Origin of the sequence: Bradyrhizobium sp. MOS003 (assembly GCF_003020125.1) — a bacterium.
Lineage (GTDB): Bacteria > Pseudomonadota > Alphaproteobacteria > Rhizobiales > Xanthobacteraceae > Bradyrhizobium.
On sequence record NZ_PYFW01000002.1, the window covers coordinates 222,207 to 246,866 of the forward strand.

The 24,660-nt window shown below is 65.1% G+C and carries 28 protein-coding genes; 19 read left to right on the forward strand and 9 right to left on the reverse strand.

Annotation, left to right across the window (positions count from 1 at the left end; genetic code table 11):
• Positions 1 to 117 precede the first annotated feature (117 nt).
• The 3 genes from C7G42_RS11480 (at position 118) to C7G42_RS11490 (ending at position 3,069) form a co-directional block, all read left to right on the forward strand.
• Positions 118 to 618: a type III secretion system chaperone family protein gene (locus tag C7G42_RS11480; protein WP_106949108.1), complete on the forward strand. Its 501-nt coding sequence runs from the start codon at positions 118 to 120 to the stop codon at positions 616 to 618.
• Positions 619 to 813: 195 nt separating this feature from the next.
• A complete protein-coding gene (gene proC, locus C7G42_RS11485; RefSeq protein ID WP_106949109.1) occupies positions 814 to 1,638 on the forward strand; it encodes a pyrroline-5-carboxylate reductase in 825 nt (274 codons plus the stop codon).
• A 78-nt stretch (positions 1,639 to 1,716) separates the two neighbouring features.
• The gene (locus tag C7G42_RS11490; protein WP_106949110.1) at positions 1,717 to 3,069 is read left to right on the forward strand and encodes an NAD(P)H-dependent oxidoreductase; all 1,353 of its coding nucleotides are present in this window, start codon (positions 1,717 to 1,719) and stop codon (positions 3,067 to 3,069) included.
• A 122-nt stretch (positions 3,070 to 3,191) separates the two neighbouring features.
• On the opposite strand, the gene C7G42_RS11495 is transcribed toward C7G42_RS11490, so the two are convergent.
• The 5 genes from C7G42_RS11495 to C7G42_RS11515 form a co-directional block, all read right to left on the reverse strand.
• Positions 3,192 to 3,584: a thioesterase family protein gene (locus C7G42_RS11495; RefSeq protein WP_106949111.1), complete on the reverse strand. Its 393-nt coding sequence runs from the start codon at positions 3,582 to 3,584 to the stop codon at positions 3,192 to 3,194.
• 82 nt (positions 3,585 to 3,666) lie between these two features.
• A complete protein-coding gene (locus tag C7G42_RS11500; RefSeq protein ID WP_008144861.1) occupies positions 3,667 to 3,870 on the reverse strand; it encodes a tautomerase family protein in 204 nt (67 codons plus the stop codon).
• A gap of 121 nt (positions 3,871 to 3,991) precedes the next feature.
• Positions 3,992 to 5,512, reverse strand: a complete 1,521-nt coding sequence (hisS, locus tag C7G42_RS11505) for a histidine--tRNA ligase (RefSeq protein ID WP_106949112.1) — start codon at positions 5,510 to 5,512, stop codon at positions 3,992 to 3,994.
• A gap of 84 nt (positions 5,513 to 5,596) precedes the next feature.
• Complete coding sequence (locus C7G42_RS11510) at positions 5,597 to 6,121, reverse strand: YegJ family protein (protein ID WP_106949686.1); 525 nt, start codon at positions 6,119 to 6,121, stop codon at positions 5,597 to 5,599.
• A gap of 240 nt (positions 6,122 to 6,361) precedes the next feature.
• Positions 6,362 to 7,444 carry a branched-chain amino acid aminotransferase gene (locus tag C7G42_RS11515; RefSeq protein ID WP_106949113.1) on the reverse strand — a complete coding sequence of 361 codons (1,083 nt, stop codon included), beginning with the start codon at positions 7,442 to 7,444 and terminating at the stop codon, positions 6,362 to 6,364.
• 340 nt (positions 7,445 to 7,784) lie between these two features.
• On the opposite strand from C7G42_RS11515, the gene C7G42_RS11520 reads away from it, so the two are divergent.
• From C7G42_RS11520 to C7G42_RS11530, 3 genes are read left to right on the forward strand one after another with little or no spacing between them, the layout of a single operon-like run.
• On the forward strand, positions 7,785 to 8,327 hold the full coding sequence (locus C7G42_RS11520; RefSeq protein ID WP_245427657.1) for a MarR family winged helix-turn-helix transcriptional regulator: 543 nt from the start codon (positions 7,785 to 7,787) through the stop codon (positions 8,325 to 8,327).
• Positions 8,324 to 9,055, forward strand: coding sequence for a response regulator (locus C7G42_RS11525; protein ID WP_106949115.1), 732 nt, complete (start codon positions 8,324 to 8,326; stop codon positions 9,053 to 9,055). Before C7G42_RS11520 ends, C7G42_RS11525 begins: the two co-directional genes overlap by 4 nt.
• Positions 9,056 to 9,073: 18 nt before the next feature.
• Positions 9,074 to 10,462: an ATP-binding protein gene (locus C7G42_RS11530; RefSeq protein WP_106949116.1), complete on the forward strand. Its 1,389-nt coding sequence runs from the start codon at positions 9,074 to 9,076 to the stop codon at positions 10,460 to 10,462.
• A 54-nt stretch (positions 10,463 to 10,516) separates the two neighbouring features.
• Here C7G42_RS11530 and C7G42_RS11535 read toward each other — a convergent pair whose 3' ends face one another.
• Entirely contained in the window at positions 10,517 to 11,047 is a 531-nt protein-coding gene (locus C7G42_RS11535) for a DUF3617 domain-containing protein (RefSeq protein ID WP_106949117.1), read from the reverse strand.
• A 42-nt stretch (positions 11,048 to 11,089) separates the two neighbouring features.
• Positions 11,090 to 11,389, reverse strand: coding sequence for a hypothetical protein (locus C7G42_RS11540; protein WP_038947472.1), 300 nt, complete (start codon positions 11,387 to 11,389; stop codon positions 11,090 to 11,092).
• A 180-nt stretch (positions 11,390 to 11,569) separates the two neighbouring features.
• On the opposite strand from C7G42_RS11540, the gene C7G42_RS11545 reads away from it, so the two are divergent.
• The 4 genes from C7G42_RS11545 to C7G42_RS11560 all read left to right on the forward strand — a co-directional run bounded on the left by C7G42_RS11545 (position 11,570) and on the right by C7G42_RS11560 (position 14,282).
• Positions 11,570 to 12,031 carry a hypothetical protein gene (locus tag C7G42_RS11545; RefSeq protein WP_106949118.1) on the forward strand — a complete coding sequence of 154 codons (462 nt, stop codon included), beginning with the start codon at positions 11,570 to 11,572 and terminating at the stop codon, positions 12,029 to 12,031.
• Positions 12,032 to 12,163: 132 nt separating this feature from the next.
• Complete coding sequence (locus C7G42_RS11550) at positions 12,164 to 12,856, forward strand: ribonuclease T2 family protein (protein WP_106949119.1); 693 nt, start codon at positions 12,164 to 12,166, stop codon at positions 12,854 to 12,856.
• 95 nt (positions 12,857 to 12,951) lie between these two features.
• A complete protein-coding gene (locus C7G42_RS11555; protein WP_106949120.1) occupies positions 12,952 to 13,812 on the forward strand; it encodes a 23S rRNA (adenine(2030)-N(6))-methyltransferase RlmJ in 861 nt (286 codons plus the stop codon).
• 254 nt (positions 13,813 to 14,066) lie between these two features.
• Positions 14,067 to 14,282 carry a cold-shock protein gene (locus C7G42_RS11560; RefSeq protein WP_008544396.1) on the forward strand — a complete coding sequence of 72 codons (216 nt, stop codon included), beginning with the start codon at positions 14,067 to 14,069 and terminating at the stop codon, positions 14,280 to 14,282.
• 115 nt (positions 14,283 to 14,397) lie between these two features.
• Here the strand turns inward: C7G42_RS11560 and C7G42_RS11565 are convergent, their stop codons facing one another.
• The gene (locus C7G42_RS11565) at positions 14,398 to 15,021 is read right to left on the reverse strand and encodes an outer membrane protein (RefSeq protein WP_199580847.1); all 624 of its coding nucleotides are present in this window, start codon (positions 15,019 to 15,021) and stop codon (positions 14,398 to 14,400) included.
• A gap of 249 nt (positions 15,022 to 15,270) precedes the next feature.
• Between C7G42_RS11565 and uvrC the strand changes: the two genes are divergently transcribed.
• The 9 genes from uvrC (at position 15,271) to C7G42_RS11610 (ending at position 24,076) form a co-directional block, all read left to right on the forward strand.
• Positions 15,271 to 17,337 (forward strand): excinuclease ABC subunit UvrC, encoded by a 2,067-nt coding sequence (gene uvrC, locus C7G42_RS11570; RefSeq protein ID WP_106949122.1) that lies wholly within the window; start codon positions 15,271 to 15,273, stop codon positions 17,335 to 17,337.
• 97 nt (positions 17,338 to 17,434) lie between these two features.
• Positions 17,435 to 18,052 carry a CDP-diacylglycerol--glycerol-3-phosphate 3-phosphatidyltransferase gene (pgsA, locus tag C7G42_RS11575; RefSeq protein ID WP_094895001.1) on the forward strand — a complete coding sequence of 206 codons (618 nt, stop codon included), beginning with the start codon at positions 17,435 to 17,437 and terminating at the stop codon, positions 18,050 to 18,052.
• Positions 18,049 to 18,300, forward strand: a complete 252-nt coding sequence (gene moaD, locus C7G42_RS11580; protein ID WP_027575806.1) for a molybdopterin converting factor subunit 1 — start codon at positions 18,049 to 18,051, stop codon at positions 18,298 to 18,300. Before pgsA ends, moaD begins: the two co-directional genes overlap by 4 nt.
• A 4-nt stretch (positions 18,301 to 18,304) precedes the next feature.
• Positions 18,305 to 18,787: a molybdenum cofactor biosynthesis protein MoaE gene (locus tag C7G42_RS11585; protein WP_106949123.1), complete on the forward strand. Its 483-nt coding sequence runs from the start codon at positions 18,305 to 18,307 to the stop codon at positions 18,785 to 18,787.
• On the forward strand, positions 18,787 to 19,746 hold the full coding sequence (prmB, locus tag C7G42_RS11590; protein ID WP_106949124.1) for a 50S ribosomal protein L3 N(5)-glutamine methyltransferase: 960 nt from the start codon (positions 18,787 to 18,789) through the stop codon (positions 19,744 to 19,746). Before C7G42_RS11585 ends, prmB begins: the two co-directional genes overlap by 1 nt.
• A gap of 90 nt (positions 19,747 to 19,836) precedes the next feature.
• Positions 19,837 to 20,418 carry a phage holin family protein gene (locus C7G42_RS11595; protein WP_106949125.1) on the forward strand — a complete coding sequence of 194 codons (582 nt, stop codon included), beginning with the start codon at positions 19,837 to 19,839 and terminating at the stop codon, positions 20,416 to 20,418.
• Between the two features lies 1 nt (position 20,419).
• A complete protein-coding gene (locus tag C7G42_RS11600; RefSeq protein WP_106949126.1) occupies positions 20,420 to 21,550 on the forward strand; it encodes a YihY/virulence factor BrkB family protein in 1,131 nt (376 codons plus the stop codon).
• Positions 21,551 to 21,697: 147 nt separating this feature from the next.
• Complete coding sequence (locus tag C7G42_RS11605) at positions 21,698 to 23,206, forward strand: EAL domain-containing protein (RefSeq protein ID WP_106949127.1); 1,509 nt, start codon at positions 21,698 to 21,700, stop codon at positions 23,204 to 23,206.
• 15 nt (positions 23,207 to 23,221) lie between these two features.
• Positions 23,222 to 24,076: a TIGR01459 family HAD-type hydrolase gene (locus C7G42_RS11610; RefSeq protein ID WP_106949128.1), complete on the forward strand. Its 855-nt coding sequence runs from the start codon at positions 23,222 to 23,224 to the stop codon at positions 24,074 to 24,076.
• 176 nt (positions 24,077 to 24,252) lie between these two features.
• Here C7G42_RS11610 and C7G42_RS11615 read toward each other — a convergent pair whose 3' ends face one another.
• Complete coding sequence (locus tag C7G42_RS11615; RefSeq protein ID WP_008567674.1) at positions 24,253 to 24,648, reverse strand: response regulator; 396 nt, start codon at positions 24,646 to 24,648, stop codon at positions 24,253 to 24,255.
• Positions 24,649 to 24,660: the final 12 nt, after the last annotated feature.

The window sequence follows — 24,660 nt, forward strand, 5'->3', positions numbered from 1 at the left end:
ATCCGAGGGGATCGCAAGAGCGACCCCGAGGGGAATCGCGATCGCGACATTGAGGGAGCGTACCGGGCCGACCGCGTGCGTATCAAAGACAACAAAAAGGCAAGAGGTCGAGACGGCATGTCCCTGCTCGAAGGCACTATCGATTCCAGAAGCCATCCGCTCGCGGTGGTCGAGGATATCGCTGCCAGCAACAACTGGCCGTTCGAACGCTCCGGCGAAGACGAACTCACCATTGTCTCGAAGGGACAATGGACCGACTACCAGATCTCCTTCACCTGGATGGGCGAGATCGAGGCGCTGCATCTGGCCTGCGCCTTCGACATGAAGATTCCGGTTGCGCGCCGGGGCGAGGTGCAGAAGCTCGTCGCTGCGGTCAACGAGCAATTGTGGGTCGGCCATTTCGACCTGTGGACCACCACCGGCATGATCATGCACCGCCAGGCCCTGGTTCTGCCGGGCGGCCTCACCGCCTCGACCGCGCAATGCGAAGCCATGCTCGCTGGCGCGATTCACGCCTGCGAGCGCTATTTCCCGGCGTTTCAGTTCGTGGTGTGGGCCGGCAAGACCACCGCGCAGGCCATGGACGCGGCGATGTTCGACACTGTGGGAGAGGCGTAAGGTCTCGCTCACCTCTCCGCCTCGTCCCGGACAAGCGCGGCGCAGATGCGGGACCCATACCGCGTGATTCCTCCTTGGGCACGCGACTTGTTGCCAACACCTTCATCCACTAGAACCGCCTGTGGTGATGGGTCCCCGCTCCCCGTGCGCGATCGCGCACTAGGCGGGGACGGCAGCGAACCTGTGGCAGTAGCGATGACGAACAAACCCCTCCAGAACATCACCGGCACCATCCTCCTCGCCGGCGCCGGCAAGATGGGCGGTGCGATGCTGACCGGATGGCTTACGGGTGGACTCGATCCGCGCCGCGTCGCCGTGGTCGATCCGCATATCTCGCCCGAGATCACCGCGCTTGCCCTCAAAGGCGTCGCGCTCAATCCCGACGCGACGACGGCCGGCCCGGTCGAGACGCTGGTCGTGGCGGTGAAACCGCAGATGTTCCGCGAGGCCGGCGCCAGTCTGAAGCAATTCGTCTCGGACAAGACATCGGTGGTGTCGATCATGGCGGGAACCACGATCGCATCGCTGCAGCAGGTCTGCGGCGGCGCCGTGGTGCGCGCGATGCCGAACACGCCGGCTGCGATCGGCCGCGGCATCACCGTCGCGGTCGCAGCCAACAACGTCAGCGCCGCGCAGCGCGCGGTGGCCGATGCGCTGCTGCGCGCCACCGGCTCGGTGGAATGGGTCGACGACGAGAACCTGATGGATGCGGTCACCGCCGTCTCCGGCTCCGGCCCGGCCTATGTGTTCCTGCTCGCCGAAGAGCTCGCCCGCGCTGGCGTCGAGGCCGGATTGCCCGAAGCACTGGCGACCAAGCTCGCACGCGAGACGGTCGCCGGCTCGGGCGAACTGCTGCACCAGTCGGAGCTGCCCTCGAGCACGCTGCGCCAGAACGTCACCTCGCCCGGCGGCACCACCGCAGCCGCACTCGGCGTGCTGATGGGCGAGCCGGGTCTGCGCGATCTGATGATCCGCGCGATTGCCGCGGCGACGCAGCGGTCGAAGGAATTGGCGAAGTAGGCAGAGCGCGCTTCGGACCCGGCCCCGGGAAGTCCGAATGCGAAGCGATCCTGGCTGTTGCCGACAGGGAGAGCGATCGTGAACCTCTACGCGAAACTTCTCGAACAGCAAGCCGGCGGTCGCCCCATCAGGATCGGACTGATCGGAGCGGGTAAATTCGGTGCGATGTACCTTCATCAGGTTCTGCGCACACCCGGCGTCCATCTGGTCGGAATTGCCGACCTGTCCCCGTCTCGCGCCCGCGAAAACCTGAACCGCGTCGGCTGGCGCCCCGAACAATACGCCGCGGCATCGCTCGAGGACGCCGTCAAGAATGGGACGACCTTCCTGACCGACGACTGGGAAGCGTTGATGACATGCGACGGCATCGAGGTGATCGCCGAATGTACCGGAAATCCCGTCGCGGCGGTCGAACACTGCCTTGGCGCCTTTGCCAACGGCAAGCCCGTCATCAACGTCACCGTCGAGGCCGACGCCTTCTGCGGACCGATCCTCGCGCAACGAGCAAGACGGGCCGGCGTGATCTACAGCCTCGCCTATGGCGATCAGCCGGCCCTCGCCTGCGACCTCGTCGATTGGGCAAGGGCCTGCGGTTTCCCGGTCGTGGCGGCCGGCCGCGGCCACAAATGGCTGCCGCATTATCGGGAGTCGACGCCCGAAACGGTCTGGGACCATTGGGGCCTCTCCGCCGAGCAAGCCGCGCGCGGCGGCATGAACCCGAAGATGTTCAACGCATTCCTCGACGGCTCCAAGCCGGCGATCGAATCCGCCGCGATCGCAAACGCCACCGGGCTGGAGGCGCCCTCGCAAGGCCTCGCATTCCCGCCGGGATCGGTCGACGACATCCCGACGCTGATGCGCCCCCGCTGCGAAGGCGGCATCCTGGAATCCAAGGGACAGGTCGAAGTCGTGTCCTGCCTGACGGCGGACGGCAAACCGATCCCCAACGACATCCGCAAGGGCGTCTGGGTCTGCTTCGAAGGCGACAGCGAGTACATCCGCAACTGCTTCCAGGAATATAGCGTCGTCACCGATCCGAGCGGCCGCTACATGAGCTCCTACAAGAAGTGGCATCTCATTGGTCTCGAGCTCGGAATTTCGGTCGCCTCGATCGCCCTGCGCAAGGAGGCGACGGGGGTCGCAACGACGTTCAACGCCGATGTTGCCGCGACAGCCAAGAAGGATATGCGCGCCGGAGATACGCTGGACGGTGAAGGCGGCTACACGGTCTTCGGCAAGCTGACGCCGGCGAGCACGTCGCTCGCAAAGGGCTATTTGCCGCTCGGGCTTGCTCACAATGTGCGATTGACCAGGGCAGTCGCAAAGGATTCCTGCATCACCTGGGCCGATGTGGCGATCGACGAGACGTTGCCCGCCGTGCGCATCCGAAGGGAGCAGGAAGCGTTCTATTCGTCGCAGGGAGCGCGCTAGAAGTGCCGTAGGGTGGGCAAAGCGAAGCGCGCCCACGATCTGTATCCATCAAAGAAGGAATGGTGGGCACGGCGCTTTGCGCCTTTGCCCACACTACGGCAGTTACGGCAGCACGTCCTTGGCTACGCCCCGAGCCGCTTGTTGAACATCTCGACATTGACAAGCCCGCGCGCGTGGCGGCCCTCGCCGAGCTTGCGCGTGCCCTCGAACGCCTCGACCTCGAAGCGGATGACGCGGCGTTCGACCGTGACGACCTTCGCGGCGGTCCGCACCGTCGCGCCGACGAGGGCGGCGGCGAGATGGCGGATGTCGACCTCGGTGCCGACGGTGACCCAGCCTGGCTGCAGCGCCGAGCGGATCGCATCGCCCGACGTCATCTCCATTTCCAGGATCATCATCGGCGTCGCATAGACGAAGGGCATGCCGGGCACGAAGTGCCCGACCGTGCGCTCCGCCGGGACCACCAGCGTGCGCTCGGCGCTCATGCCGATCGTGATGTAATCGCGTGCGTCCATGGTGCCTCAAACTGCGCTGTCGTCCCGGATCTGCGCTGACGCTTGTCCGGGACGACGGCGATGGTTGCCGCTCCAGCCGAGGCTACTTCTTCGCCGCCGCCGCGCGCTCCACAAAGGTCTTGCCGCCCTTCATCTTGTGGCGGAGCGGGGCTTCGTTGATCTGGATGACGACGGCATCGGCGTCGACTCCGAGATTCTTCACCAGCGCCTGGGTGATGTCGCGCATCATGCCGGCCTTCTGCTCGTCGGTGCGGCCTTCGGCCATGCTGACAGTAATCTCAGGCATTCTGTTCGCTCCCTCTTGTCTCTCCGTCGTGGCCGGGCTCGTCCCGGCCATCCACGGTCTTCGCTATCAAACAAGACGTGGATGCCCGGGACAAGCCCGGGCATGACGCTTGGCGGAATGGCTATCCCCACTTCACGTCATGGCGCGCCAGGACCTCGCGCACTTTCGCAACCAGATCGGCCTCACTGCACGAAAACTGCGCCGGGCGGCTCTCGCGCCATTCCTGGTTGGAGGCGATCGCGGCGGCCGCCTTGGCGCCCTCGACCAGATCCTTGATCTGCACCTCGCCGCGCGCCTTTTCATCCGAACCCTGGATGATGACGCAAGGCGAGTTGCGGCGGTCGGCATATTTGAGCTGGTTGCCCATGTTCTTGGGATTGCCGAGATAGAGCTCGGCGCGGATGCCGGCGGTCCGCAGGGACGCCACCATCTTCTGATAGTCGGCGACGCGGTCGCGGTCGAACACGGTGACGACGACGGGACCGAACTCCGGCTTGGTGTCGAGCTTGCCGAGCAGCGTCAGCGCCGCCTGCAGCCGCGACACGCCGATCGAGAAGCCGGTCGCCGGCACCGGCTCGCCGCGAAAGCGCGAGACGAGACCATCGTAACGCCCGCCACCGCCGACCGAGCCGAACCGCACCGGGCGGCCTTTCTCGTCCTTGGTCTCGAGCAGCAGTTCGACCTCGTAGACGGGGCCGGTGTAATATTCGAGGCCGCGCACAACGGAGGGATCGATCTTGATGCGGTCCGCATCGTAACCCGATGCTGCGACCAGCTTGGCAATTTCTTCCAGCTCGCTCACGCCAGCCTGACCGACCTCGCTCTTGGCGAGATAGGTTTCCGCGGCGGCAATGGCCTCTTTCCAATCGTCGCGCGGCTTGGTGATGGCGAGAACGACATCAGCCTCTGCCTCACTCAGATTGGCGCCTTTCGTGAAGTCGCCCTTGCCTTCTTCACCGCCATCCCATCGTCCGGGGCCGAGTAGTTTTCGCACTTCGTCAGCGGAAAACTTGTCGAGCTTGTCAATCGCGCGCAGCACGATCAGCCTGCGCGCCGCATTCTCCTCACCACCGAGTCCGATGGCTTCCAGAACGCCGTCGAGCACTTTTCGGTTGTTGACCTTCACGACGTAGGAGCCCCGCGCGACGCCAAGCGCCTCCATCGTGTCCGCGGCCATCATGCAGATCTCCGCATCCGCCGCCGGCGTCGCCGAGCCGACCGTGTCGGCGTCGAACTGCATGAACTGGCGGAAGCGGCCGGGGCCGGGCTTCTCGTTGCGGAAGACATAGCCGACGCGGTAGCTGCGATAGGGCAGGACCAGCGCGTCGGTGCCGTAACGCTCGCCGACATAGCGGGCGAGCGGCGCGGTCAAATCGTAGCGCAGGCTGATCCACTGCTCGTCGTCGTCCTGGAACGAGAACACGCCCTCGTTCGGGCGATCCTGGTCGGGCAGGAACTTGCCGAGCGCGTCGGTGTATTCCATCGCCGGCGTCTCCACCGGCTCGAAGCCGTAGAGCTCGTAGACGGCGCGGATTTTCTCCACCATCTCGCGCGTCGCCCGGATCGCTGAGGGGTCGCGATCCTCGAGCCCGCGCGGCAGGCGCGCCTTCAGTTTCTGGGGTTTTTTGGGTTTTTCGGCCATCCGCGGCGTTTACCAGCCGGGGCGCGAAGCGGCAACCGGGGTAACGCAGAACTCGTCATGGCCTGAGGGCTGAGCCCCGTGTCCCTACGGCTGCTCCATCCGCGCCCTTAGCGCGTCCGCGTCCGCTTTCGGCAGCGATTTCAGCGTCGGCTTGATGGTTTCGCCGCCGACGATCTTGCCGTTGCGCATGAACATCCAGTCCGAAATATCGGCCTCAGCGAACTTGACCGCGTCGCCGGCCCGCTTGCCGGGCAGGTCCCGCGGTTCGTTGGCGAACACGCCCGAATAGCCTCCGCCCGGCAGCTTCTTCACCTCGGCGATCCAAATGTGCTCGCCACCCTTGCGGGTCGAGAAGCGCACTTTGAGGGCGTGCCCGGTTTCCGTGGGCTTGGGCGATTCATAAGAGGCCCAGAAGGTGGGCAGCGTGCCGCGGGCGCGCGCGATCGCGGTGTTCATCTCCGGATCGGTGGTGCGCACGTCGACGATCGGCGAGCGGTCATCGGCTGCGACCTCGCGCGTCGGGCCGATGGTCAGGATGCCGAAAACGGAGATGCCGGTGATTGCGGCGAGAATGGCCCATTTCACGGGCTGGGGGAGTCTGGGTGCCATGATCGCGATGCCTCGATGTGTCGAGGCTTTGTCGCGCGGTCGCACAGGTGCGTTCATGAAAGCGACGGGCGATGCGTTGTTCCCCTCGCCCCTTGTGGGAGAGGGTGGCTCGCCGCGCCAGCGGCGAGACGGGTGAGGGGTTTTATCCACGAGTCCAACTCACATTTGAATTCGCGGAGACAACCCCTCATCCGGCGCTTCGCGCCACCTTCTCCCGCAAGGGGAGAAGGAAAGAGGCGATCAAAACACCTTGCGGATCCAGTTGTGGGGATCGTTGGTGCGGCCGTACTGGATGTCGACGAGCTGCTTGCGCAGGCCCATGGCGACGGGGCCGGCGGCGCCGCCGCTGATCTCGAAATCGCCGCTCACCGAGCGCACCTTGCCGATCGGCGAGATGACGGCGGCGGTGCCGCAAGCAAACGCTTCCTTCAGCCTGCCTGAGGCCGCATCCTTGCGCCACTGATCGAGCGAATACGGCTCCTCGCGCACGGTCTTTCCGGCATCGCGGGCCAGCGCGATGATGGAGTCGCGGGTGATGCCGGGCAGGATGGTGCCGAGCGGCGGCGTCGAGAGCGAACCGTCGTCGAACACGAAGAACACGTTCATGCCGCCGAGCTCCTCGATGTAGCGGCGCTCGATCGCATCGAGGAAGACGACCTGGTCGCAGCCGTGCTGGATCGCCTCGGCCTGGGCGCGGAGGCTCGCGGCATAATTGCCACCGCATTTGACGGCGCCGGTGCCGCCGACGGCAGCACGCGTGTAGTTCTCCGAAACCCAGATCGAGACCGGCGCGGGCCCGCCCTTGAAATAGGAGCCGACAGGCGAAGCGATCACCGCGAAGATGTATTCGGACGACGGCTTGACGCCGAGGAAGGTCTCGCTCGCGATCATGAAGGGCCGCAGGTAAAGGCTGCCCTCGCCGCCCGGCATCCAGGCGCGATCGATGCGCACGACCTGCTCGACCGCCTCGATGAAGACGTCCTCGGGGAGCTGCGCCATTGCCATGCGGTCGGCGGAGTCCTTGAAGCGCCGCGCATTGGCGTCGGGGCGGAACAGGTTCACGCCACCGTCGTCGCGCTTGTAGGCCTTGAGGCCCTCGAAAATCTCTTGGGCGTAGTGCAGGACCGCGCCGGCCGGGTCGAGCTGGAAGTTGGCGCGCGCCTCGATCTTCGCCTCATACCAGCCGCCCTTTGCCTGGTTGTAGCGCACGATCGCCATGTGATCGGTGAAGACCCGCCCGAAGCCGGGGTCCACTAGCTTGGCCACGCGGTCCTTCTCGGACGTCGGATGGGATGCGGGCTGGATATCGAATTTCATGCTCATGTCCTTGCCTCCCGCTGCCGGTGGCGGCGCCGTTCCGGCGCCGGCCTGCCCCTTTTCGGGCCCGGCTGGCTTGATTGGTTTTAGGCCGAACCACCGCCAGCCTTGTTACGGCCGGTTTCCGTGGCCAGCATGTCGGGCAGGACATGCTTTTGCGGAAGGCGGAAGTCCAGTATGTTTTGCCGAAACGCCGCTCGACAATCGCACGGTAAGATCTGATCCGGCCATCGTCGCCTGTCCGGCTCTCACCAGCCGCCCTTGCTTCGATGCCACCCCGCGCGAAACGATCTAAAATTTCGTGCTGGTCAATCGTTTTGTAACATTGAACCCAAGATACGTCAATATGACTGACATAAATTTCGCGACTTCCTCACACGACGCCGCCGAGCCTAGGCCGGCGGCAGACGACGGAGGCAATTTGCGCTGGGATATCATCGAGCTACTGTTCTTCGCCTATCGCGACTTCGTCGGCGACCCCGACCAGGAGCTGGAGGCTTTCGGCTTCGGCCGGGCCCATCACCGGGTCATGCATTTCGTCTACCGCTATCCCGGCCTCAAGGTCGCCGACCTGCTCGACGTCCTGCGCATCACCAAACAGTCGCTCGGCCGCGTGCTCAAACAGCTGCTGGACGAGGGCTACATCGTGCAGAAGACCGGCGACAATGACCGCCGCCAGCGCCTGCTCTACGCGACGCCGAAGGGCGAGGCGCTGGTACAGAAGCTCGCCGGGCTGCAGACCACGCGGATCACCAAGGCGCTCGCCGAGATGGCTCCGCAGGATGCGGAAACCGTCAAGCGCTTCCTGCGCGCAATGATCGATCGCGACGATCCGGACAAGGTGCTCGAGACGATCTTCGCTTCCGTCAACCACGACACCAAGGAGTGACCGTGCCGCTTGCAGCCACGCTCGCCCGCCCGCCGGCGCGCCCGGCCGATGACGCCCCGCATCTGTTGCTCGTCGACGACGACCGCCGCATCCGCGATCTGCTCTCGCGCTTCCTCGCCGGCGAGGGCTACCGCGTCACCACCGCCGCGAGTGCCGGCGATGCACGCTCGAAGCTGCTGGGTCTGCATTTCGACCTCTTGATCCTCGACGTGATGATGCCCGGCGAGACCGGCTTCGATCTCGCCCGCTTCATCCGGACGTCCTCCTCGGTGCCGATCGTGATGCTGACGGCGCGCCATGAAGCGGAGGCCCGCATCGAGGGGCTGCAGATCGGTGCCGACGACTACGTGGCGAAACCGTTCGAGCCGCGCGAGCTGGCGCTGCGCATCAACAACATCCTCAAGCGGGCCGCGCCGCCGCCGCAGGCCGCAGCGGTGGAGAAGATCGCCTTCGGGCCCTACATCTATCATCTCGATCGTGGTGAGTTGCGGCAGGGCGAGGAGGTCATCCACCTCACTGACCGCGAGCGCGAGATGCTGCGCATTCTCTCGGAGACCCCGGGCGAGACCGTGCCGCGCAGTGCGCTGACCGGCAACGGCAGCGTCAACGAGCGCGCCGTCGACGTGCAGATCAACCGCCTCAGGCGCAAGATCGAGACCGACCCCGCCAATCCGCTGTTCCTCCAGGCGGTGCGCGGCATCGGCTACCGCCTGGTGGCCTCGCCATAAATCAGTGAAGCCTGACCGATGAGCACGATCGACACCGGCCTGACGCTGCTCCGAAGCGCCGCCGGCCGCGTCTCCGCCGCCAACGGCTGGATGGGCAACGCGTTCAAGGGCTGGATGCCGACCGGCCTCTACGCCCGCGCGCTCCTCATCATGATCGTGCCGATGGTGGTGCTGCAATCGGTCGTCGCCTTCGTGTTCATGGAGCGACACTGGAACACGGTGACGCGCCGCCTGTCGGCCGCGGTGGTGCAGGACATCGCGGCGCTGATCGACGTCTACAAAGGCTATCCGCAGGACAAGGACCGCGACCAGATCCGCCGCATCGCCCAGCAGCGCCTCGGCCTCGTCGTCGACTTCCTGCCCCCCGGCGACATGCCGCCGCCGGGACCAAAGCCGTTCTTCTCACTGCTCGACCAGACGCTGTCGGTGCAACTCGGCCGCCAGATCGGACGCTCGTTCTGGATCGACACGGTCGGCCGCTCCAACCTCGTCGAGATCCGCATCCAGCTCGACGATGCCGTGATGCGCGTGTTCGCGCAGCGCAGCGCCGCCTACGCCTCCAACTCGGAAATATTCCTGTTCTGGATGGTCGGAACGTCGTCGATCCTGCTGATCGTCGCCGTGCTGTTCCTGCGCAACCAGATCAAGCCGATCCTGCGCCTTGCGGACGCCGCCGAAAGCTTCGGCAAGGGCCGCGAGGCGCCGAACTTCAGACCGCGCGGCGCGCGCGAGGTGCGGCGGGCGTCGGTTGCCTTCCTCGAGATGAAATCGCGCATCGAGCGCACCATGGAGCAGCGCACCGCGATGCTCGCCGGCGTCAGCCACGATCTGCGCACCATCCTGACCCGCTTCAAGCTCGAGCTGGCGCTGATCGGCGACAGCCCCGAACTCGACGGCATGCGCAAGGACGTCGACGAGATGTCGATGATGCTGGAGGATTACCTCGCCTTCGCTCGCGGTGATTCCGGCGAGCAGTCGCAGCCGACCGACATGGCGCAGGCGCTCGAGGAGCTGCGCGGCGACGCCGAGCGCCACGGCCATGCCGCGACCGTTGCGTTCAATGGACTGCCGGTGGTGACGGTGAAGCCGGCTTCATTCAAGCGCTGCCTCGCCAACCTCGTCACCAACGCGGCGCGCTACGGCAAGAACATTGCCATCACCGGCCAGCGCGATCACCGTTATTTGACCGTGACGGTCGACGACGACGGGCCTGGCATTCCCACCCATTTGCGCGAAGAAGTCTTCAAGCCGTTTCTGCGGCTGGACAACGCCCGCAACCAGGACGAAGGCGGCACCGGCCTCGGCCTGGCCATCGCCCGCGACATCGCCCGCTCGCATGGCGGCGACATCACGCTGGGCGACAGCCCGATGGGGGGATTGCGGGCGAGCGTGAGGATCCCGGTGTAGGTGCCGCAGCCCGGATGGAGCGTAGCGATCCGGGCCAAGATCCCACGATGACACCTACTTCGGCAGTAGCGCCTTCAGCTTGTCCATGTCGCGCACGTTCATCTTGAAGCCGCCGGGCATCACGATGTCGCCCGGCTTCTGCTCCGGCTTGCAGGCCCCAAGCCACTTCGCTTGGAGCGTCATGGTGCTATCGCGCCCGGCAGCGCCCGCGACGCCGCCTTTCGCGTGGGACGAGGTCTTCACGGTGTAGGCCGAATTGAAATCGCCGGTGATCTCGGCATGCGAGGTCGTGCTGACGCCGGCGACGCTGCACTCGGAATCGCTGACATAGCCGGTCGCGGTCTTCTTGATGTCCTGCTTGGAACAGATCTGCTTCGCCATCGGCGAGACGTTATTGTTCATCTCCTTGTCGACCGTCTCGTCGGTGCAGTGCTGCATGGTCATCTCGGGCATCGGCGAGCCCGTCGTGATCAGCTTCATTTCCCAAAGACCGGCCTTGCGCACCGGCAGGTCGTCGGCGCAGGCGCCGCCCGCCGACAGCACGATGCAAAGGGTCGAGCCGAGCAAAGCGAGTTTGCGCGTCATGCGAGAAGCTCCCGGCTGTGATTGCGGCGTTACGGCAACGCCTCAGTAGAGCGTGCGGATCGGCTGGTCGGCGGCGCCATAGGGTACCCAGCGGCAGGAGAACGAGATGTAACCGCCCTCATACGCCTGCACCGCCAGGAATTTCACGACCTTGCCATAGCGCGCGCAGTGATCGACCGCGGCCTGCCGGGCATCGACCTGGGTGGCCATCGAATAGGCGATGATGCCGCCGGTGTCGTTGCCCTTGAAAGGCGGCACATAGTCGGCGCGCGCCGACTGGCTCGCCATCATACCCGAGACAACCAGGCTGGCGAGAAGACCCGCGGCCGCAATGATTCGCATTCCCGTCACTCCAATTGGCTGGCGGCCAGTTTACGGTGCCGGGAGGGAAGTGAAAAGAACGGAAGCCCTGCCAACCCCGATGTTGTGGTCAACTCCTGGCGAAGTGTTGCCGCGCTGCACTTGACCTCCCCCGGCCTTCACGGCACCGTCCACCCTCAACTTCAGCTGTCCGGATTGACCATGCGCGCCTCCTCCCCGAAATCGCTCCGCTATGCCGCCGTGCTCGGCCTCGTGTTCGGGGCGATGTCGCTCGGCGAGGCCCGGGCCGCCAATCCGCTGGAGCTGAATTTCTGGCTGAGCGGGCCGCGCTATGACGGCGCCGTCGCCGATTGCGACAGGGCGCTGCCGACCATCGCCACCCAGTTCTGGGAAAAAGAAAGCACGTTCTGGAATTCCTCGTTGAAGATCACCGGCTTCTCGGCCGTTCGCGAGACCGCGTTCCGGCCCTGGCAATCCGACAACATTCCGCGCCGCTATTGCACCGCTGACGCCATGCTCAATGACGGCAAGGTACGCAAGGTGCATTACTCGCTCATCGAGGATGGCGGCTTCGCCGGCTACGGCAACGGTGTCGAATGGTGCGTGGTCGGGGTCGACCGCAACTGGGCCTACAATCCGGCCTGCCGCGCTGCCAAGCCCTGATCGGAACGCCCTGATCGGAAGACCCGATTCGGGTCGCTCGAGGCACTGAATAGCGGTCGCCCGAATTTTGTTCTTGAAATGTTCCTATCGCCTGCTAGGCTTCCTTGCACAGTCTAGTTGAGGGGCGCCGCCATGTTTCATTCCAGATTGCATTCGTTTTCCCGTCTCGTGATCTCCGTGACCCTGGCAGCCGGACTAGCCTTGTTCGCCGGCGGCGCAAACGCCCAGGACAAGCGGCAGAACGCGCCCGGCGAATTCGACTTCTATGTGCTGTCGCTGTCGTGGTCGCCCTCGTTCTGCGAGGAGGCGGCCGAGCGTGGCAGCCGCTCCCAGATCCAGTGCGGCGGACGGCCTTTTGCCTTCGTGGTGCATGGGCTGTGGCCGCAATACGAGAATGGCTTCCCGGAATATTGCCAGCGGCCCGCGCCGCGGCTGAACCGCAGCATCGTCTCCTCGATGCTCGATTTGATGCCGGCGCCGGGCCTGATCTTCAACGAGTGGGACAAGCACGGCACCTGCTCCGGCCTCGCCGACCGCAGCTATTTCGAGACGATCCGCAAGGCGCGCGCTGCGATCAAGATTCCGGTCGAATATCTCGATTTGTCGCAGGCCAAGACCGTGGCGCCGGCGGAGGTCGAGGAAGCCTTCATCAGGGCCAATCCGGGGCTGAGCAATTCCGCCGTCTCGGTTACCTGCAACCGGACGCGGCTGTCCGAGGTCCGTATCTGCCTCAGCAAGGACCTGCAATTCCGCGCCTGCGACGAGAACGAACGCCGCACCTGCCGCCGCGACCAGGTGACGATGCCGCCGATCAGGGGCGGATAAGTCGAGGCCTCCGCATCGGCAATCGGGGGCACGCGGAGCGCGAACCCGGAATGACAAGCCGTTACTTTCAGCGCGCGATGTCGTAACTCTGCGCCATGAACTACCACCACGCCTTCCACGCCGGCAGCTTCGCCGATGTCATCAAGCACATCGTGCTGGCGCGCATCATCACCTATCTGCAAGACAAGCCCGGGGCGTTCCGCGTCATCGACACCCATGCCGGCGCCGGCCTCTACGATCTCGACAGCGACGAGGCGCGCCGGGGCGGCGAATGGCTGACCGGCATCGCGCGGCTGATGCAGGCGCGCCTGTCGAACGAGAGCGCGGCGCTGGCCAAGCCCTATCTCGACATCGTCCGCGCCTTCAATCCGAAGGGTGAGCTCAAGGCCTATCCGGGCTCGCCGTTGATCGCGCGCGCCCTGCTCAGGCCGCAAGACCGCCTCGTCGCCTGCGAGATCGAGCCGAAGGCGCGGAAGGCGCTGATCGCCGTGCTGCGTCGCGACGAACAGGCCCGCGTGGTCGACCTCGACGGCTGGGTGGCGCTGCCGGCCTTCGTGCCACCGAAGGAGCGGCGCGGTGTCGTGCTGATCGATCCGCCCTTCGAGGCCAAGAACGAGTTCGAACGGCTGGGCGAAGCCTTCTCCGCAGCCTTCGCGAAATGGCCGACCGGCATCTATCTCATCTGGTATCCGGCCAAGAACCGGCGCGCTACCGACACCCTGACCCAAACCGTGGCGCGGCTCGCAGCTGCAGCAAAACCGCCGGGAAATTGTCTGCGTCTCGAGTTCAGCGTCGCGCCCCAGCTCGATGGCGGGGCTCTCGCCTCCACCGGGCTCCTGATCGTCAATCCGCCCTACACCCTGCAGGGCGAACTCAAGACGATCCTGCCCGAGCTGGAAATGCCGCTCGGCCAGGGCGGCGCTGCCAGATTCCGATTGGAGACACCGAGACCGTAACACTCCGGCATTCTTGGGAAAAATATGCAGGAGCGGTGGTCAATCTGCAGAGAACCGTATTATGCTGTTTCCGTGACCGGCTTTACGTTCCGCTTCCGCGAATGGTTGCGGCGGAGTGAAGGCCTAAGAAAGATCCGGCCGGACCGCCAGCGGTCCGCCCAAGGATGGCCAGCTCTCCCGGGCTTCGTAGCGCCCGGTCATGTCGTGACGTGAGTCTGCGTCGCGACGGAGGAGCAATGAGGGGGAGTTTCCCGATGGCCATGACGGGAACGGTCAAGTTTTTCAACGGCGAACGCGGCTACGGTTTCATCAAGCCTGACGACGGCGGCCGCGACGTCTTCGTGCATATTACCGCTGTGGAGCGGGCCGGACTGAAGGACCTTGCGGAAGGACAGCGCATTACTTTCGAAGTCGAACCGGACAAGAAGGGCAAGGGACCGAAGGCGGTCAATTTAGTGATCCTGTCCTAGCGGGCCTGACGCACGACATTCGGTGCATTACTCGGCGCAATAAATATCTGGCGAAAAAAAAATCCCGGCCGCGAGCGGCCGGGAGGTTGTCGTGCGGTATCTTCTTCTTCAGCTATCAGAAGTGATAGTTCACGCCTGCGCGCACAACGCTGGCGCTATAGCCGTTTGACACGCCTGTAATTGCGAACTGGCTCGACGACAGATCGATGTAGAGATATTCGAGCTTCGCGCTCCAGTTCGGAGCGAAGCCAACCTCTGCGCCGGCACCGATGGTCCAGCCGGCGGTGGTGTGCGACTCCGTCCAGCCGAACGTCTGTGCGCGCAGCTCTCCGAAAGCCAGGCCCGCGGTGCCGTAGAACATGATGTTGCTGAAGGCATAGCCGGCGCGACCGCGCAGGGTGCCGAACCAGGGATTGGAGAACTTCCACGGCGCAAAGGTGTCATCGGCACCGGCGGCCTGGATATCGCCCTCGACGCCGAACACCCATGGGCCGTTCTGGAAATTGTAGCCGGCCTGCACGCCGCCGACGAAACCGGCGGGCTTTGCGGGATTGTTGCTCACCGAGCCCCACTCATAACCGAGATTGGCGCCGAGATACGGGCCCGCCCAGCTATAGGCATTGAGCGGCTGGTTGACGGTATAGGGCGCGCGCTGACCGTAATTCATGTCGGCGGCCTCTGCCGAAGCTGTCCAGCCGGCCGCAACCAACGCGGCTGCGCCCACAACGAACCTCTTCATCACACACTCCCAACGCAACTGTCGCAACCGGTGCGAAGCCTGACGCCGCCGCGAGGCAAACTGCATGGTTACGGAACCACGACCTTTTCGCGTAAGATTTATCGAGAGTTTTAAGTTAAAGGGCTGTTAAGCCGGGTTACCGCGCTGTTAACAGGCTTAAGCAAGCGTTACCGGGAACTGCGCCGCCATCCTGTGCGCGCCGCGTTGCCGGAACTTCAAATCGGCCCCCCCAGCACTTAAATTCGCACCATGGTTCACGATTCCACCGACAACCCGGACGACCGCGCGCGCAAAGCCGTGCGTGGCACCGCACCGGACGTCCCGGCCGAGACGCCGCCCGACCTCGATCCCGCCACCAGCGGCGGCGACGACGAGGACGACGCGCGGCTGCCCGACATCCTCGAAGAGAGCGGCGCCGTCGGCGAAGGCACGCTGGCGACCGGCCACGAGGCGATCGAGCGCGCCGTCCGGCTCGCCCCCACCTCGCCCGGCGTCTATCGCATGCTCAATGCGAATGCCGACGTGCTCTATGTCGGCAAGGCCAAGAACGTCAAAAAACGCCTGTCCAATTATGCGCGCCAGAATGCGCCGCAGCCCGCCCGCATCCTGCGCATGATCGCGGCCACGGTGACCGTGGAGATCGTCTCGACCAACACCGAGACCGAGGCGCTGCTGCTGGAAGCCAACCTCATCAAGCAGTTGCGGCCGCGCTTCAACGTGCAGCTGCGTGACGACAAGTCGTTTCCCTATATCCTGATCACCGGCGACCATTGGGCGCCGCAGATCCTGAAACACCGCGGCGCGCAGAGCCGGCCCGGGCGCTATTTCGGTCCGTTCGCCTCCGCCGGCGCCGTCAACCGCACCATCACGGCGCTGCAGCGCGCCTTCCTGATCCGCTCCTGCACCGATTCCTTCTTCGAGAGCCGCACCAGGCCCTGCCTGCTCTACCAGATCCGCCGCTGCGCCGGCCCCTGCACCCGCGAGATCGACTTTCCCGGCTACACGACCCTGGTGCGCGAGGCGAGCGACTTCCTGTCCGGCAAGAGCCATGCGGTGAAGCAGGAACTCGCCGGCGAGATGGAGAAGGCCTCCGGTGAGCTCGAGTTCGAGCGCGCCGCGCTCTACCGCGATCGCCTCGCCGCTTTGTCGGCGATCCAGTCGCAGCAGGGCATCAATCCGCGCACGGTCGAGGAAGCCGACGTGTTCGCCATCCACCAGGAGGGCGGCTTCTCCTGCGTGGAGGTGTTCTTCTTCCGCACCGGCCAGAACTGGGGCAACCGCGCCTATTTTCCGCGCGCGGAAAAGACGTTCACCCCGGAAGAGGTGCTCGGCTCCTTCCTCGCTCAGTTCTACGACGACAAGCCGCCGCCCAGGAACATCCTGCTCTCGCACGAGATCGAGGAGAGCGAACTGCTCGCCAATGCGCTCTCGCTCAAGGCCGGCCACAAGATCGAGGTCACCACGCCCAAGCGTGGTGAGAAGAAGGAACTCGTCACCCATGCGCTGACCAATGCGCGCGAGGCGCTCGGCCGCAAGCTCGCGGATACCGCCACGCAAAGCCGCCTGCTCGACGCCATCGCGACGACGCTGGGCCTGCCGCATTCGCCCAAGCGCATCGAGGTCTACGACAACAGCCACATCCAGGGCACCAATGCGGTCGGTGCCATGATCGTCGCCGGCCCCGATGGTTTCGTGAAAAACCAGTACCGCAAGTTCAACATCAAGTCGGAAGGGATCACGCCGGGCGACGACTTCGCCATGATGCGCGAGGTGCTGGAGCGGCGCTTCAAGCGCCTGATCAACCCGCCCGAGGAGGGCGCGGCCAAGGAAAACATCAAGGCGAAGGACGATGATTTCCCGCAATGGCCCGACCTCGTCATCATCGATGGCGGCCGCGGCCAGCTCAATGCCGTCCGCGAGATCTTCGCAAATCTCGGCCTGACCCAGGTGTCGCTGATGTCGGTTGCCAAGGGGCCGGACCGGGATGCCGGCCGCGAAACCCTGTTCATGCCCGAACGCGAGGCCATCAAGCTGGAGCCGCGCGACCCCGTGCTCTATTTCATCCAGCGGCTGCGGGACGAGGCCCACCGTTTCGTCATCGGCTCGCACCGCAAGCTGCGCAAGAAGGACATCCGCGAGGCTGGCTTGCAGGAGATCCCGGGCATCGGCCCGTCCCGCAAACGTGCCTTGCTGCATCATTTCGGGACCTTGAAGGAGATCGAACGGGCTTCGATCGGCGATCTCGGCAAAGTTCCGGGAGTGAGCGCCGAGAGCGCCCGCAGGATTTTCGAGTATTTCCATCCCCAGCCGGGATGAACTAAAGGGGCTGTGGTCATATGGTCGTCGTATCCCGCCCCCCATCTTGCGGAGCGGAACGGTTGACCTTCAGGCACGAGCGGTATTGGTAGGACGGATGAACATCGCCACGACACGAGGGACGACCAGCCGCGCGATGTCCCTCCCGAACCTCCTGACCTATGGCCGGATCGCCGCGATCCCGGTCGTCGTCGGATGCATCTATGCGCAGTCGATTCTGGATCAGCCGCTCTGGCTGCGCTGGGTGGCAGTGGCCCTGTTCATCGCGGCCGCGGTCACCGATTACCTCGACGGCTATTACGCGCGGATCTGGAATCAGCAATCGGCGTTCGGCCGGATGCTCGACCCGATCGCCGACAAGCTGCTGGTCGCCTCGTGCCTGCTGATGCTGGCCGCCGACGGCATCATCCATGGCTGGTCATTGTGGGCCGCCATCGTGATCCTGTGCCGCGAAATCCTGGTCTCCGGCCTGCGCGAATACCTCGCCGCACTCCGCGTCAGCGTGCCCGTCACCAAGCTTGCGAAGTGGAAGACAACGGTCCAGCTCGTCGCGATCGGGTTCCTGCTCGCCGGGCCTGCCGGCGATGAGGTGGTACCCGTGGTTTCGATGATGGGCCTCGTGCTGCTATGGGCCTCGGCCATCGTGACCATCTACACCGGCTACGACTATTTCCGCGCCGGCATCCATCACCTCATCAAGGAGGACGAGGGATGAAGGTGAAATATTTCGCTTGGGTACGCGAGCGCGTCGGCAAGGCCGAGGAGACCATCGAGCCGCCGGCGAGCGTGCGCACCGTCGAGGAACTGATCGCATGGCTGTCCGGCCAAAGCGAGGCCTACGCCTACGCCTTCGAGAAGCCGAAGGTGATACGCACCGCGATCGACCACGCCCACGTAAAATCGGATGCCGCAATCGCCGGCGCCCGCGAGATCGCGTTCTTCCCGCCGATGACCGGCGGCTAGGCTCATGACCTCCTCTGTCAGCGTCTGCCCCGTCACCATCCGCATTCAGGAAGACGATTTCGACATCGCGCGCGAAATCGCGGTCCTGACCAAGAGCCGGACCGACATCGGGGCGGTCGTAAGCTTCTCCGGCATCTGCCGCGCCGACGATGACAGCGCCAAGGTCGCCGCGCTGACGCTCGAGCACTATCCCGGCATGGCCGAGGAAGAGATCAGGCGTCATACCGACGAAGCCGTTTCGCGCTGGCCGCTTAACGGCGTCACCGTGATCCACCGCGTCGGCCGCTTCATGCCGGGCCAGAACATCGTGCTGGTGCTGACCGCCTCGCAGCACCGCCAGGCCGCATTCCATGCGGCCGAGTTCCTGATGGACTATCTCAAGACCAGCGCGCCGTTCTGGAAGAAGGAAGAGAGCGACGCCGGCACGAACTGGGTCGAGGCCCACGCCCGCGACGACAAGGCCGCCGCGCGCTGGACCCGATCCTGATGGCAAAAGCAGCCAAAAAGACCGTACGCGGCCGCGCCGCGCCAAAGCTCGCCAAAGTCGGCCCGGGCGAACTTCTCACGCTTCTTGATTTCGTCCGCTATGCGGTGAGCCGCTTTGTCGAAGCCAAGCTCGCCTTTGCGCACGGCACGACCGATCCGATTGCCGAAGCGGCCTTCCTGGTGAGCGAAGCGCTGCATCTCAATCCCGAGCAGTTCGAGATATTCGCCAACGCACGCGTCACCGCGGCGGAAGGCAAGACCATCCTCGACCTCATCCATCAGCGCGTCACCACGCGCAAACCGGCCGCCTATCTCGTCAACAAGATCTACATGCGCGGCCTGCCCTTTTATGTCGACGAGCGCGTCATCGTTCCGCGCTCCTTCATCGGCGAACTGCTGGAGTCGCACTTCGGCGGCGACGGCGAGGCGGGCTCGCTGATCGACGATCCCACCGCGGTCGAACGCGTGCTCGATCTCTGCACGGGATCGGGATGCCTTGCCATCCTCGCCGCCCACCATTTCCCGAACGCTGCCATCGATGCCGTCGACATCTCCAAGGGCGCGCTCGAAGTCGCCACGCGAAATGTCGGCGAATACGGCCTCGAGGACCGGATCAGCCTCTATCGCGGCGACCTGTTCGCCCCGCTCGGCGATGCCAGATACGATCTGATCATCACGAACCCGCCTTACGTCGATGCGGAGGGCATGGCCGCGCTGCCGCCGGAATGCCGGGCCGAGCCGAAGCTCGCCTTCGACGGCGGCACCGACGGCCTCGACGTGGTCCGCCGCATCCTGGCCGAGGCACCCGATCATCTGACGCCGGATGGCGGGCTGATCTGCGAGATCGGCCGCGGCCGGGACCTGGTCGACGAGGCCTTTCCGGAACTGCCACTGCTCTGGCTCGACACCGAGGACTCCGAGGGCGAGGTGTTCTGGATCGCGGCCGCCGATCTGGCCTGATCCGCCACAACACCTTCCGCTCGGGCGGAACAAGTCAAATTCCGCCACGTTCATCCCCGACGAACTGTCTCGCTTTCGGAGGATGTCCAGATGCTCGCGCCATCGGGCGAATTGCTGCGCGCCGGCATGGCGCTGAAACTCAACCATCTCAAGCGCGCCGCCCAGTCCTATCTGCGTGACCGCACCAGCCAGGCCACTGGACGCGTAACGTCCTATATGGTCGCTGCCGGATTGTTCGCGGCGGCCGGGCTGTTTCTGATCGCGACCTTTTTCGTCGGCCTGATCGCCCTGTACCGCTGGGTTGCAATCACCCACGGACAGTTCTGGGGCTTTGGCGCCGTGGCGGCCGTGCTGCTGGTGCTGACCGCAGCCTGCGCCGGCGTGGCGATGGCGATGATGAAGCGGCCGACCAAGACGATCGTGCCGCTTGCCAGCCGGATGCGCGTTGCCATCGCGACGCCGCGGATTCCAAGCGGAACGGTCAAAGAAGCGGTGAAAGAGGTCGCAACCGCGATTCCGCTGGCGCCGCTCGCGCCTGGCGAACGCCGCCACGGCCGACCCGCCTGGCCCCCCAAGCGGCCCGTGCAGCTTGGCCTGATGCTCGCGGCGGTTGGGCTTGCGGGATTCACCGCGGTACGCCGCAGGCGGCACGGCCAAAGATTGGACGCCTGAAATGCCGGTGCGGCGCTCCGAGCAGTTCGACTCATGGCTCCTGGTAGCCGCCACAGCCGTCTTCGTGCTCACCGCAGAGCGCTATCTCCAGGATTCCGGCCTGATCCGTCCGGGACCTCCACCAGACCATCGCAATAACGAGGGCAATTCACCGGAAACTCACCCCGCAGGTGCGGCACTGCAGCCCCGTCGTGGCCGTCATGCTAAGAGCCCCTTCGCGATCCCCTGGGCGGGCTGGAAGGATATCTTCTGGCGCACCTATCAGCGCATCGACGATGATCGCCTGCTTGCGACAGCGGGTGGCGTCGTCTTTTTCGGGCTGCTCGCGATCTTCCCGGCAGTGACGGCGCTAGTCTCCTCATATGGCCTGTTCGCCGATCCCGCGACGATCAGCGCCAATCTGCAGACTCTGGCGACGATGCTGCCGCAAGGCTCGTTCCAGATCGTCGAGGACCAAGTCGCGCGCGTGGTGTCGAACGGCAATACCACCCTCGGTGCCACCTTTTTGCTCGGTCTTCTGCTTGCGATCTGGAGCGCCAATGCCGGCGTCAAGGCGATCTTCGACGCCCTCAATGTCGCCTATGAAGAGCGCGAGAAGCGCAGCTTCATCAAGCTCAACATGATGTCGCTGGCCTTTACGGTCGGCGCCATCGTGGCGCTGCTGGTGATGGTGGGGGTTGTCGTGGCCTTCCCGCTCGCGCTCAATCATCTCGGCATGGCGCCCGAAAGCAAACTGATCGTGGCGCTGGGACGATGGCCGCTGATGTTCCTCATCCTGCTCATGGCGCTCGCGGTGCTTTACCGCTTCGCGCCCAGTCGCGATGCGCCCCGCTGGCAATGGCTCAGCCTCGGCGCAGTCATCGCCGCCATCCTCTGGATTGCCGGGTCGGCGCTGCTATCCTGGTATCTCTCGGCCTTCGCCAATTATAACGCGACCTACGGCTCGCTCGGCGCGGCGATCGGCCTGATGACGTGGATGTGGATGTCGGCCATCGTCATCATGTTCGGCGCCGAACTGAATTCGGAGATCGAGCGGCAGACGCTCAGCGATACGACCACGGGGCAGCCCAAGCCGCTCGGCACCCGCGACGCCGTCTCCGCCGACACGGTCGGCGCCGCCGCGCCGGCCTGACCGCGTCCGAGAGCGGGGCGCTATCCCCTCGAATCAACAATGATGTTAAGGTCTCGCGGCTTGGGGGAGCACGAGGCGCGGCGGGTTCGCACGGCGACCCCTGTTTTCCCGGGTTAGGCAGTCAGCTCTTGAGGCATAACGCGCGGCATGATTCGCATTTCGACGATCTTCATCGCCATCTGCATGGTTCTGGTCGCGGCCTCGCTCGGGCTTGTGCTCTACGCCGTCGCCGGCATCAGCGGGACTGAATCCGGGATCGTGGCGCTGACCGCGCTGACCTTCCTGATCCTCTACAACGCGGTGTCGATGCGGCTGCGCGACCGCAACGACGTCGGCGGCCAGATCGCCGATCTGTCGCGCGGCACCGCCGACCTCGCCCGCCAGGTGGCTGAGTTCGGCCGCCGGCTGGCTGCAATCGAGGGACGCATCGCCTCGTCCAATTCGACCAACTCCGACCGGATCCAGTCGGTGGTCGGCGAGATCAACGAGCTCGGCGGATTGGTCAGGCAGCTCGCCACCACCGTGTCGACCCATGAGGATCTGTTGGCCGGCAATGCGCCGGCGCCCGCTCCCGTTCCCGCTTCGATCGCCAGACAGGAACCGGAAGCCCAGATCGACCTGATGACGGCGTTCGAGGAACAGCCCGTCGCCCCTCCCCCGCTTCCCTCAGCACCGCCGCCGCCGGTGGCGCAGCCGCGGCCCGGGCCGTCGATCCAGGCCCAGACCGCCCCCCCGGTCCAGACCGCCGGACGCAACCAGACTCAACTGCTGGCGACGCTGCGCAACGCGATCGACGAAAACCGCATCGACATCTTCCTGCAGCCGATGGTGACGCTGCCGCAGCGCAAGGTGCGGTTCTACGAAGCGGTGACGCGCCTGCGCGACGATCGCGACCAGCTGATCGCCGCCGAGGAGTTCATCAGCATCGCGGAAGCGTCGGGGCTGATCGGGCGCATCGACAACATGGTGATGCTGCGCTGTGTGCAGGTGCTGCGGCGCCTGATGGTGCGCAACAAGGACGTCGGCGTGTTCTGCAACGTCGCGGCGTCGACGCTCGGCAATTCCACCACCTTCGCGCAATGCCTCGACTTCCTCGAAGCCAACCGGGCGCTGGCGCCCTCACTGGTGCTGGAGTTCAAGCAATCGACCTTCCGCAATCTCGGCCCGGCCGAGACCGAGAACCTCGCCGCACTGGCCCAGCGCGGCTTCCGTTTCTCGATCGACCACGTCACGGATCTCAGGATCGAGCCGCGCGAGCTGGCCGACCGCGGCGTGCGCTTCATCAAGGTGCCGGCCACGCTGCTGCTCGACCCCAGGCAGGCCTCGACCTCGGACATCCATCCTTCCGACCTCTCCGACCTGCTCGGCCGCTTCGGCATCGACCTGATCGCGGAACGGATCGAAGGCGAGCGCGCGGTCGTGGACCTGCTCGACTATGACGTGCGGTTCGGCCAGGGCTTCCTGTTCGCGCCGCCCCGGCCATTGCGGCCGGAGGGGGCATCTGCTACCGGCGGGGCCGCGCCGCCCCAGGCGCAGGACATTCAGGGATCCAATGGCTCCGCTTCCCCCAGCCCAGGCGCGACATCTGCCGCAACCTCAGCCGCGCCTCCGGCACAACGCATCACCGGCAACGCGGCGCTCGCGCGCCGTATCTGATCGGCCGCGCGCATCATGACCACGCTGCATTTCGCCGAAAGCCTGCGCGAGCTCGTGGGCGGCGTCGATGTCGTGCTCAGCGACATCTGGGGCGTGGTTCACAACGGCCTCGAATCCTTCCCCGAAGCCTGCGAGGCGCTGCACACCTATCGCAGCCGCGGGGGTACGGTGATCCTGATCACCAACGCGCCGCGGCCGGCGGACAGCGTGCAGCGGCAATTGCGCAAGCTCGGCGTCGCCGACGAGACCTATGACGCCATCGTTTCATCCGGCGACCTGACCCGGCTCTATGTCGCCGAGCATCCCGGCCGCAAGATGTTCTGGCTCGGCCCCGAGCGCGACAACTCGATCTATCGCGGCCTCGATGCGAAAACCGCGCCGCTTGAGGAAGCCGACTACATCGTCTGCACCGGCCTCTACGACGACGAGACCGAAACGGCGGAAGACTATCGCGGCATGATGCTGAAGGCGCGCGAGCGCAAGCTGACGCTGGTCTGCGCCAACCCCGACATCGTGGTGGAACGCGGCGACCGGCTGATCTATTGCGCCGGCGCCATCGCGGAGCTCTACCGCGAGCTCGGCGGCGAAGTGATCTTCTACGGCAAGCCGCACCGCCCGATTTACGAACGCGCAATGGCGCTCGCCGGTGAACGCCAGGGCCATCCGATCGACCGGAAAAAAGTTCTGGCGATCGGCGATTCCGTCCGCACCGACTTAACCGGCGCGCGCGAATTCGGCATCGACTGCCTGTTCGTGACCCGCGGCATCCATGCCGAGGAATTCGAGGGCCTCGACCAGCTCGACCCGAACTCCGTGATGGAGCTGTTCGGCCACCCGCCGAAGGCGCTGATGCGCGAATTGAAGTGGTGATGGCGCAGCTTAGACCGACGCCAGCCTAGACGAATTGCTGAGCCCCAGTCGCCGCCATGGCCGGGCTTGTCCCGGCCATCCACGCCTTCCTTCTTCCATCCAAAAACGTGGATGCCCGGGACAAGCCCGGGCATGACGGTCTCGATGGAGAATTGTTGATCCGGCGAGGAGCGCGCTTACGCGCTCGCCATGTCCGGGAAGACCGCCTCGATCTTGGTCTTCAGCGTCGCCGCATTGAACGGCTTGACGATGTAGTTGTTCACGCCGGCCTTCTTGGCCGCGATCACGTTCTCGGTCTTGGATTCCGCCGTGATCATGATGAAGGGCGTGGTGGCGAGGTTCGGATCCGCGCGCACTTCGCGCAGCAGGTCGTAGCCCGTCATCGGCTCCATGTTCCAGTCGGAGATCACGAGCCCATACTTCTTGCCGCGCATCTTGTTCAGCGCTGCCGAACCATCGCTGGCATCATCGATGTTCTCGAAGCCAAGCTGCTTCAGCAGATTCCTGATGATACGGATCATGGTGCTGTAGTCATCCACCACCAAAACCGGCATCGACAAATCAACCGCCATCTCGACTCCCCC